At 69.5% G+C, this 7,692-nt stretch carries 10 protein-coding genes; 2 read left to right on the top strand and 8 right to left on the bottom strand.

What is annotated here, in order from left to right:
• Nucleotides 1-72 precede the first annotated feature (72 nt).
• From D7V88_RS36110 to D7V88_RS36130, 5 genes are all read right to left on the bottom strand, one after another.
• Nucleotides 73-615 carry a hypothetical protein gene (locus tag D7V88_RS36110; RefSeq protein ID WP_208726691.1) on the bottom strand — a complete coding sequence of 181 codons (543 nt, stop codon included), beginning with the start codon at nt 613-615 and terminating at the stop codon, nt 73-75.
• A gap of 184 nt (nt 616-799) precedes the next feature.
• Nucleotides 800-2,086, bottom strand: a complete 1,287-nt coding sequence (locus D7V88_RS36115; RefSeq protein ID WP_120545136.1) for a peptidase MA family metallohydrolase — start codon at nt 2,084-2,086, stop codon at nt 800-802.
• 8 nt (nt 2,087-2,094) lie between these two features.
• Nucleotides 2,095-2,394 carry a DUF167 domain-containing protein gene (locus D7V88_RS36120; protein WP_120545137.1) on the bottom strand — a complete coding sequence of 100 codons (300 nt, stop codon included), beginning with the start codon at nt 2,392-2,394 and terminating at the stop codon, nt 2,095-2,097.
• A 6-nt stretch (nt 2,395-2,400) separates the two neighbouring features.
• Nucleotides 2,401-2,928 carry a DivIVA domain-containing protein gene (locus D7V88_RS36125; RefSeq protein WP_120545138.1) on the bottom strand — a complete coding sequence of 176 codons (528 nt, stop codon included), beginning with the start codon at nt 2,926-2,928 and terminating at the stop codon, nt 2,401-2,403.
• 87 nt (nt 2,929-3,015) lie between these two features.
• Nucleotides 3,016-3,579, bottom strand: a complete 564-nt coding sequence (locus D7V88_RS36130) for a HEAT repeat domain-containing protein (RefSeq protein WP_120545139.1) — start codon at nt 3,577-3,579, stop codon at nt 3,016-3,018.
• A 146-nt stretch (nt 3,580-3,725) separates the two neighbouring features.
• Between D7V88_RS36130 and D7V88_RS36135 the strand changes: the two genes are divergently transcribed.
• Nucleotides 3,726-4,241 (top strand): J domain-containing protein, encoded by a 516-nt coding sequence (locus tag D7V88_RS36135; RefSeq protein ID WP_120545140.1) that lies wholly within the window; start codon nt 3,726-3,728, stop codon nt 4,239-4,241.
• On the opposite strand, the gene D7V88_RS36140 is transcribed toward D7V88_RS36135, so the two are convergent.
• Together D7V88_RS36140 and D7V88_RS36145 are read right to left on the bottom strand one after the other, a co-directional pair.
• Nucleotides 4,157-5,167 (bottom strand): stage II sporulation protein M, encoded by a 1,011-nt coding sequence (locus D7V88_RS36140; protein WP_120545141.1) that lies wholly within the window; start codon nt 5,165-5,167, stop codon nt 4,157-4,159. The two genes, D7V88_RS36135 and D7V88_RS36140, sit on opposite strands and share 85 nt — an antisense overlap.
• Nucleotide 5,168: 1 nt before the next feature.
• The gene (locus tag D7V88_RS36145) at nt 5,169-5,945 is read right to left on the bottom strand and encodes an RDD family protein (RefSeq protein ID WP_120545142.1); all 777 of its coding nucleotides are present in this window, start codon (nt 5,943-5,945) and stop codon (nt 5,169-5,171) included.
• 481 nt (nt 5,946-6,426) lie between these two features.
• Here D7V88_RS36145 and fruA point away from each other — a divergent pair, with 481 nt between their 5' ends.
• Nucleotides 6,427-7,113 (top strand): response regulator transcription factor FruA, encoded by a 687-nt coding sequence (fruA, locus tag D7V88_RS36150; protein WP_120537371.1) that lies wholly within the window; start codon nt 6,427-6,429, stop codon nt 7,111-7,113.
• A 74-nt stretch (nt 7,114-7,187) separates the two neighbouring features.
• On the opposite strand, the gene D7V88_RS36155 is transcribed toward fruA, so the two are convergent.
• Nucleotides 7,188-7,409, bottom strand: coding sequence for an MbtH family protein (locus D7V88_RS36155; protein WP_120537372.1), 222 nt, complete (start codon nt 7,407-7,409; stop codon nt 7,188-7,190).
• Between the last annotated feature and the right edge of the window lie 283 nt (nt 7,410-7,692).

Consider the following 7,692-nt stretch of genomic DNA (forward strand, 5'->3'; position numbering starts at 1 on the left):
CCCTTGTGGGGAGAAGCGTCAAGCCGGACGGATCGGCAAACCGTTGCTACAAAAGTCAGAGCCCTCTTCGGCTCAGTGCATCGCGGACCGCTCGTCGCGACGGCCCACCGGGGCCCGGCGCGCGTGGGACGGCCGCTCGAAGTACTCCACCACCAACCCGCCGAAGGGCACCCGAGGCCCATCCGCCTTCGGGTCCGCCAGCCGCTGCAGCAGCGCCACCGCGCTGTCCACGGCTTCGTCCAGCGCGCGGTGGATGCGCTGGCGCTCCGCGTCTCCGCCGCCCAGGACTTCCAGGGCGTCCACCAGGCACCGCCGCAGCAGTGAGAACTCGTCGTGCAGGGCCCGCGCGCCGCGCTCCGGCGCCAGACGCAGCACCGCGCGGGTGCGACTCCAGGGGCTCGACTCCGCGCCCTCCAGCGTCAGTCCCAGTTCGCGGACGAACGGCTCCACCAGTCCGTCCAGCAGGCTGGGGCCCGGAACGCCCTGGCCCTCGTGCGCCGCCAGTCGCATCCGGCGCCACAGCGCCGCGATCCGCTCCGGCTGCCTGCTGAAGACCCGGGCCGCCCCCGCCTTCTTCCGTCCCCGCTCCGCCGCCATGTCCGTTGTCGTCCGCATCGCGAACAGAGACATAGCAAGGGCTTTGCCAACGCCAGACGTGTACCAGTGCCCAATGAATCCAGCGCTTTGGGCGATCCCCCTGCCCTGAAGGATGGCCGGAAGGCGTAAATCCTACGGGGCTGGTGTTGAAAGCAGGGAGGCCAGGGGAAGTTCCTTCCCTACCTGGGCAGGAACGCGCCCGTCAGTGGAGCGTTGGCTTGGGCGGGCGACCTGCCGGGTGCTCGGCATCCACCTCGTGCTCGCCGCTCGGGGACTCCGGCTCCTCGTCGCCTGGCTCCACGGCTTCGGAGGCTTCGGGCCCTCCAGCGCCGGACTCCAGCGCTTCCGGGGCTCCCTCCAGGGCTTCGGGTTGCGAGGGGCCGACCGGGCCCGGCACGCCCGGTGTGGGGGTGGCGCCGGGCCACTCCGGCCAGGTGAGGGCGGAAGGCGACAGGGCTTCGGAGCCGTCCGGGGACAGCGGCCCGGCGGCGCGGGCCGCGGCGAGCAGGCGCAGCGCGGCGTCTTCCGCTGCGTCCTCGGCGGCCAGCTCCGTCATCCGCGCCGACTTCTGCCACATCCGGCGCGCGAAGGCGGCCACGCACAGGGCGGAGGCGGCCAGCCACAGGAGCGCGGAGCTGGTGGTGAGCGGCAGCCAGCCGTACCGGGCCGCGAGCCCCTCGCGCCAGTCCTGCTCCTCCAGGAGCAGCGAGGTGCGGAACGCCTTGCCGAAGGCCTGTTCGAAGGGCTCCCCCGCGCGCACGCCGTCCACCAGCAGGCCCATGGCCTGGGGGCCGTGCTTCCCGGTGAGGAAGGCCACGAAGGCGGCGCTCTGCGCGTAGGCGATCTCCACGTCCGACGGCACGTCCGGCCAGTCCTCGGACAGGTCCTCGAAGTGGAAGACGCGCTCCTGCGTCACGGCGCGGAAGAGGGCGGAGTAGTGGGCGACGGAGTAGCGCTCGTCGGTGAGGTTCTGTGCCACGCCCTCCTGGAACCAGCGCGGCCACTCCTTCGCCAACTGTCCCAGCGCCACGTGCGCCAGTTCGTGCCGCAGCGTGGTGGGGCCCTCCGTGTCGTTCAGGCTCAGCGCGTCCAGGAGGATGATTTGATGGCCGGGGTAGGCGAGCGCCACCGCCCAGCCCGGGGGCTTGCCGCCGGGGAGGGCCAGGGCCTCGAACTCCTGGCGGCCCACGCCCAGGCGGATTTCGGTGGTGCCCGGCCAGTCGCGCCCGAGCATCGCGCCGAAGCCGTCACGCACGCCTTCAATCTGTTGGGCCAGCGCCCGGGCCGCGCCCGCCGCCTTCGCGGTGTGGACGATGATGAAGCGCTTCGTGCGCACCTCGCCGGTGGCCAGCGCCGGCCGGGCATGGGGCACGAGCGCGGCGTCGGTGATGACGGCCTCCTGGGCATGGATTCCGCGCGGACCCTCCTCCTGCGCGGACACCCGGGGCGAGGCCAGCAGCATCATCAGGACGGCGAACAGGCGGAGCATGCGTGGCCTCACGGTCCACCAGAGATAACAGCCTCCACCGCCGCCGCATCAACCCCCTGCACCTTCAATCGCTTACGGCGCGACGTGTCACCGGCCGTGAGGGTCACCTGCCGCTTGGGCACACCCAGCTTCTTGGCGATGAATTCCAACAGGGCGGCATTTGCTTCGCCATCCACCGGCGGGGCCGCGAGTTGGATCTTCAGTTGACCATCGTGTTCGCCCACCACCTTCGTGCGGGACGCACGGGGTTGGACGAGCACCGTCAGCTCCACGCCCTCCGGCACGGCTTTGAGCCAGGGGGCGGGCATGGAGCGCTAGTCGTTGGACGTGGCCTTCTTCTGGGACAGGAACGCGACGTTGTCTTCCACACGTGCGTAGTCGCGGTCCGCGAAGGAGGGCGCGGCGAAGGTCTCCAGCAGCTTGCGGTGGGCCTCCACCACGGAGCGCACCTGGGATTCGAACTGGGTGCGCTGGCGCTTCAACTCGTTGATGTCTTCCACCACCTGCACCAGCCGCTGGTGGGCACCGTGGACGATCTTCTCCGCCTGGTGCTCCGCGTCCGCGATGATGATCTCCGCTTCCTTCTTCGCGGCGTCCTTCAGGTCCTCGCTGATGCGCTGCGCGGTGACCATCGTCTCCTGGAGGGTGCGCTCGCGCTCCTGGTGTTGCTCGAGCTTGTGCTGCGTGCGCTTCAGCTCCTCCTTGAGCGCGATGTTCTCCTTCACCACCTCCTCGAACTCGCCGGCGATCAGCTCCAGGTACGCGCTCACTTCGGGACGCGCGAAGCCGCGCATCACCGTCTCGAAGCGCTTCTGCCGGATGTCGAGCGGGGTGATCTTCATGCGCGCCAGTCTAACCCATACACGCGCGCACTCCAGGAATCGGCCCGGGTCCCCGCGGGGCAGGGCAGGCGGGCAGGCAGGCGTGTTTCAGGGTGTCGCGGCCGCGGGGGCGTCCCACTGCGCCGCCACCGAGCGTGCGGCGTTCTGCACCGCGTAGCCCACGCGGCTGTCGGCGGCCACGTCCTGCACGGAGCGCCGGGCGGTCGGGGTGCGCTGGTAGAGCAGTCCCCCCAGCGCTTGAATCTTCAAGGCATCCGGCAGGCGCGGATGGCGCACGACGTTGCCGAGAATCTCCTCCGCCCGTCGGTGCTGGAAGAGCGCCACCGCGCGCAGCGCCGCCTGCTGGATGCGCGGGTTGGGATCCCAGATGAGCGCGGCCAGCGGGTCCAGGGCGCGGGCATCTCCCAACAGCGCCAGGTCCTCGATGGCGAGCGTCCGGATCTCCTCCGGCGCCGGCTCCGCGGCCCACAGCAGGCCCCGGAGGAGGGCCGCGTCGGGGTTGGTCGCGTCCACGGTCGCAGGCGAAGGCCTGGGGGCCACGGCCTTCTCCGCCGCTGGCTTCTCCGAACCGGGTTTCAGGGGAGCCCGGGCCGGGGCCTGGGCGTGCGCGACGGCGGTCAGCAGCAGGGCGGCGGCGAGGAGCGGACGCATGCTCCGTGTTCTACCCGAATCCCGACATCCCGGCAGCGGGGCGGCGCACCCCCCTGGGTCGGTGACGACATTTTCTTGACGCGATCGTCGGACGTGGGAGGTTGTCGCTGCTACAGGCGTGTTGCGAAACGGAGAGCGAAGACATCATGGGTGCGGCGGTCGCGAGCTGGCAGACGCTGGAGAACGTCGAAGTGGAGTGCACCCACTGCGGCGTCATGATGACCCTTCAGCCCGGGAACCGGGTGAAGTACTACCGGTGTGGCTCATGCCACCGCTGGGTGTCCAGCACCTACAGCGAGGTGTTTCGCGCGGACGCGAAGATGCGCACGCACCCGGTGAAGGACACCGCGGACGCGGACGCGCGCTTCGTGGAGGTGAAGGACCGCCTGGACAAGTGGCTTTCCGCCGTCCAGGAGCAGTGCCCGTACCAGACGATGGGCGTCTCCCCGTTGGATGCGCCGGACGTGGTGCGCGCGCGCTTCCACGCGCTGGCCATGGAGCGGCACCCGGACCGGGGCGGCTCCGCGGAGCAGATGCGGGAGCTCAACGCGGCCTATGAGCGCATCCTCAAGCACCGTCAGCGCAAGCGGCTGGAGGCGCTGTCCTCCGGCACCTCCACGCGCGTGACGCCGGCGTCCGTCCTGCCGGAGCGCAACAGGTAGAACCAGAAGAGCGCTCCCAATGACAGGCCCAGCCCCACCTTGGTCCAGGTGGGGAAGAAGGAGCCCGGGGAGATGAAGCCCTCCACCACGCCGATGCCGGCGAGGAAGGGCGCGCAGCCCACCACCAGCTTCACCGCCTCACGGCCCCGCGCCTGGAGCGCCTGCGCCCGGGGCAGCTCTCCCGGGTCGATGAGCGCCTGGCCCACCATCAGGCCCGCTCCGCCCGAGATGGCGATGATGGACAGCTCCACCGGCCCATGCGCGGCGATGAAGTCCAGGAAGCCCACCGCCATGCCCTCGCGGAAGCACAGCGCTCCCACCGCGCCAATGAGCACGCCGTTGTTCACCATCGTGAAGATGGGCCCCACGCCCAAGAGGATGCCGGACGCGAACGCGAACAGCGTGACGGTGAGGTTGTTGGTGGCGATGCCGGAGGCCACCGCGTTGGGCGGCGCCACCGACAACACGTCATCCGTCCACATGCGCCCCTGGGCCACGTAGCGCCGCACGCCCTCCGGCACCAGCAGCTCCGCGCCGCGTGGCTCCAGCAGCACCACCAGCGCGCCCAGTATCAATCCCAGCACGAGCAGCCCCGCGCTCACGCCCACGAAGCGCGCTTCGCGGCGCAGCGTGGCCGGGAAGTCGCGCCGGAAGAAGTCGCGCGTCGAAGCCCAGCGTTCGCGGGGCGGCTGGTAGATGGCGCCATAGGCCTGTCCGCAGAGCTGGTTGAGGAAGCGGTGCGCGTCCGTGCCCGGGTAGAACGTCTGCGCCCGCGCCAGGTCCGCCGCCGCGCGCCGGTACAGCGTGTCCAGCGTGCGCAGCTCCTCCAGGTGCAGCCGGCCGGAGCGCTGGCGCGTCAGCAGGGCCTGGAGCGCATCCCAGTCCGGGCGGCGCCGGGAGACGAAGGTGGGCAGGGGCAGCGCCATGTCAGTGGGCCGCCCGCGCGCGCGTGCGCAGGAAGGCCTCCGTGGCCTCGGGGGACTGAAGCACCTTCGCCCGCTCCTCGTCCGCCAGCCCCGCGCCCACCCGGTCCACCAGCCGCGCTCCCAGCCGCTGGCGCACGTCCTTCTCCAGGCCGGGCGCGCGCGACAGGAAGGCCAGCACCAGCTCCACGTCCTCCGCGCCCAGCGGCCGCTGCACGCCCGCGGACTCGCGCTCGGATTCGGAAGGCACGGCGGGCGCCTGGGTGTACTTGTCCAGGTCGATGGCCTCCTCGCGAATCAACACCGTGCCCGCGAGCAGATCTCCCAATCGGCGGTGCCGGCGGTCCAGCAGCATGGTGATGCAACCGGTGGCGTAGAGCACCGGCAGGAAGTCCACTGCACGGCACAGGTTGCGCACGGCGCTTTCGAAGAAGCCCACCGGTGAGCCATCCTCGCGCACCACGCGAATCCGCAACACGCGTTTGCCCGGTGTCTGTCCATGGAAGAAGACCTCCGCCAGCGTCCAGTACAGCCATTGCGTGGCGAAGAGACCCACGGCCAGAAGCGTCTGGACCAGGCCCGACAGCGCCTGGAACGCACCCAGCACGTCGGACACCAGCAGCGTGATGACGAAGTAGAGCGCCACCCAGAAGAAGAACAGCAGGCTTGCGTCCACCAGCCACGCAAGACAGCGGTAGCCGATGCCGGCCACGGGCAGGGACAGGGACACGCGTTCGGGCGTGGCCACGTCGACATGGGGTGCGGGGGCGGAGGGAGTCATGCGCGCAGGACGCACAGCATACGCGCATCTGCGTCCAGGTCGCGCGCTCGTCGCAGTGTGTTCCGCCAACACCCCGGAGCCGAAACAGCGTGCGAAACATCGGATGGTGGACGCAAATGCGTGTCCCGGACAGGACAGCGATCACGACCTGACGGACGAGGCCCTGGATTTCGGTTCAACTCGTGCGCAATTGACAGTCCCGACAGAGCCGGTTCGCATGTGACGGCGGATGGTGTTAGGGTCTTGGTTGGCTGGAATTGCCTGAAACGAAAAAGGAGGAACGGCCCTTCGGGGTCAGTTCGGCAGTCGCAAGCGCAGTCCGCAGGGCAGCACTGGCAAGACCCCCGGATGGAGTTGAAGCGCGGTTCTCGCACGCTCAGCACTGGCGGAAGTTCCGCCGCGGTTCCACCGACTCCGGGGCAGAAGGAAGTCGACAGGTAGTCTTGAATGCAATTCGCCACGACGGCTGGGGGGCCATCGCATGGCAGCGAATCAATCCGCAGTTCGTATTTCGATTCTCGAAGGACCGTGGGCGGCCTGGCAGGGCCTTTCCGATGGGCTTCGGGGTGAGGGTCATTCCACTTCGGTGACGCGCGACGTGCGCGGCTTCCTGGATGGGCTTGGCACGGATCCGCCGCAGGTGGCCATTCTGGATGTGGAGAGTGATGGCGAAGCCGCCATTGGTTGCTCCGTGACGGAAGGGCTCAACCTGCTGCGCGAAGCCCGCAAGCGCAGGCTGGAAGTCCGCATGCTGCTTCTGTCCGCGGTGAGCACGCCGGAGGTCATCTCCCAGTGCTTCGACGAGGGGGCCTCGGGCTACCTCTTCCGCGCGGGTCTGGGCGTCAACGCCGTCTCTTCCGCGGTCCAGTCATTGGTGAGGGGCGAGCGCCTCTTCCCGGTGCAACTGCTGCGCAATGACTTCGAGCATCCGCCGGTGACGTCACCCACGGCGAGCGTGCTCCTGCTGCTCACGCAGCGGGAGCGCGAGGTGCTCGCGTACGTGGCGGGAGGCGCGGACAACTTGAAGATCGCCGCGCACCTGCAGATCGCCGAACGCACCGTGAAGTCACACGTCACGCAGCTCTACCGCAAGCTTGGGGCGGAGAATCGCACCCAGCTTGCCCTGCGCGCCTGCCATCTGGGCGTCAGGCCTCCGCCGGACCTCTAGGCTTCATTGCAGAGGGACGGCCCACCCTCCCCGCGAAACGGGGAGGGAGCACGGCATCCGGACCGACGCGGCCTTCAGTTCTTGCGGGCCGCTTCTTCCATCTTCTTGCGGAGGCTCAGGGGACGCATGTCCGTCCAGACCTCCTTGATGTACTCCAGGCACTCGGCCTTCAGGCCCTGCTTGCCCGCGTCCTTCCAGCCCAGCGCATTCTCGCGGTCGGCCGGCCAGATGGAGTACTGCTCTTCGTGGTTCACGACGACCTTGTAGATGGTCGTGTCTTCGCGCTCGTCGCTCATGGGGTGACTCCTCCAGGGGACCCCTGTCGTCGCACACACGGGGAAAAGCGGTCAAGGTCGTGTGCGGTCATGTTTCACGCGACCTGTCGCGGTGGGGGGGCGTGCCCGCCCGCCCGCCGGGGGCTCACCCGGAATCCGGGAGGATGACACCTGGGGTCCGGGCCACGGATACTCGGCCGCATGCGCTTCTTGAAGAACGGCATCGCGGGCCTCCTGCTTCTGGTGGGAGGCACCTGGGCGGGGCTGGCCCTGGCCCTCACCTGTCCCTTATACACATCTCCGA

The organism is Corallococcus terminator (genome assembly GCF_003611635.1).
Classification (GTDB): domain Bacteria; phylum Myxococcota; class Myxococcia; order Myxococcales; family Myxococcaceae; genus Corallococcus; species Corallococcus terminator.

Bases quoted from the DNA above. Each gene is read 5' to 3' on its own strand.
- D7V88_RS36110 (WP_208726691.1), bottom strand. From the start codon at position 615: ATGCGGACGACAACGGACATGGCGGCGGAGCGGGGACGGAAGAAGGCG.
- D7V88_RS36115 (WP_120545136.1), bottom strand. From the start codon at position 2,086: ATGCTCCGCCTGTTCGCCGTCCTGATGATGCTGCTGGCCTCGCCCCGG.
- D7V88_RS36120 (WP_120545137.1), bottom strand. From the start codon at position 2,394: ATGCCCGCCCCCTGGCTCAAAGCCGTGCCGGAGGGCGTGGAGCTGACG.
- D7V88_RS36125 (WP_120545138.1), bottom strand. From the start codon at position 2,928: ATGAAGATCACCCCGCTCGACATCCGGCAGAAGCGCTTCGAGACGGTG.
- D7V88_RS36130 (WP_120545139.1), bottom strand. From the start codon at position 3,579: ATGCGTCCGCTCCTCGCCGCCGCCCTGCTGCTGACCGCCGTCGCGCAC.
- D7V88_RS36135 (WP_120545140.1), top strand. From the start codon at position 3,726: ATGGGTGCGGCGGTCGCGAGCTGGCAGACGCTGGAGAACGTCGAAGTG.
- D7V88_RS36140 (WP_120545141.1), bottom strand. From the start codon at position 5,167: ATGGCGCTGCCCCTGCCCACCTTCGTCTCCCGGCGCCGCCCGGACTGG.
- D7V88_RS36145 (WP_120545142.1), bottom strand. From the start codon at position 5,945: ATGACTCCCTCCGCCCCCGCACCCCATGTCGACGTGGCCACGCCCGAA.
- fruA (WP_120537371.1), top strand. From the start codon at position 6,427: ATGGCAGCGAATCAATCCGCAGTTCGTATTTCGATTCTCGAAGGACCG.
- D7V88_RS36155 (WP_120537372.1), bottom strand. From the start codon at position 7,409: ATGAGCGACGAGCGCGAAGACACGACCATCTACAAGGTCGTCGTGAAC.